Annotated in this window: 1 protein-coding gene; it reads left to right on the top strand. The window is 73.5% G+C overall.

The window, feature by feature from the left end; translation table 11 throughout:
• Window positions 1-18: 18 nt before the first annotated feature.
• On the top strand, window positions 19-476 hold a 458-nt coding region (locus QN350_RS19795), incomplete at its 3' end, for a TetR/AcrR family transcriptional regulator (RefSeq protein ID WP_323517229.1).

The following is a 476-nucleotide window of genomic DNA, read 5'->3' as shown; positions in this document are numbered from 1 at the left end:
GAGCGCGGGTTCGACGCTGTGGGGACGCAGGAGATCGCCGAACGCGCCGACGTGGCTGTCGGCACGGTGTTCCGGTACGCCTCGTCCAAGGCCGAGCTGCTTCTCATGGTCTACAACCGCGAACTGCGCGACGCGATCAACACCGGCGTGCGGGCTGCGGCTGCGGTCGCTGACCCGGTCGAATCGGTGAACGCGCTCGTCCAGGCCGTGCTGGCGAGCTCGGCGCGCAACCCGGCCAACGTCATCGCCTACCAGCGCGAGCTGTTGTTCGGCTCGGCCACCGACGAGCACCGCACCGCGGGCCTCGCGCTCGTCGGCGAGCTCGAGGACGCGATCGCGTCCCGCCTCGCCACGGCGTCCCGGTCGGCCGGGGTCGATGGCGCACCGGTCCTGCGCGACGGACAGCGGGCCGCCCGCACCGTCTTCGCGGCGCTGGCGCTCCTGCTTGCCGGGCCGTCCACGGGCGCGCATCCCGG

The sequence above is a fragment of the Cryobacterium sp. 10I5 genome, from assembly GCF_035019865.1.
Classification (GTDB): domain Bacteria; phylum Actinomycetota; class Actinomycetes; order Actinomycetales; family Microbacteriaceae; genus Cryobacterium; species Cryobacterium breve_A.
This window is presented reverse-complemented; position numbering and strand designations above follow the sequence as displayed.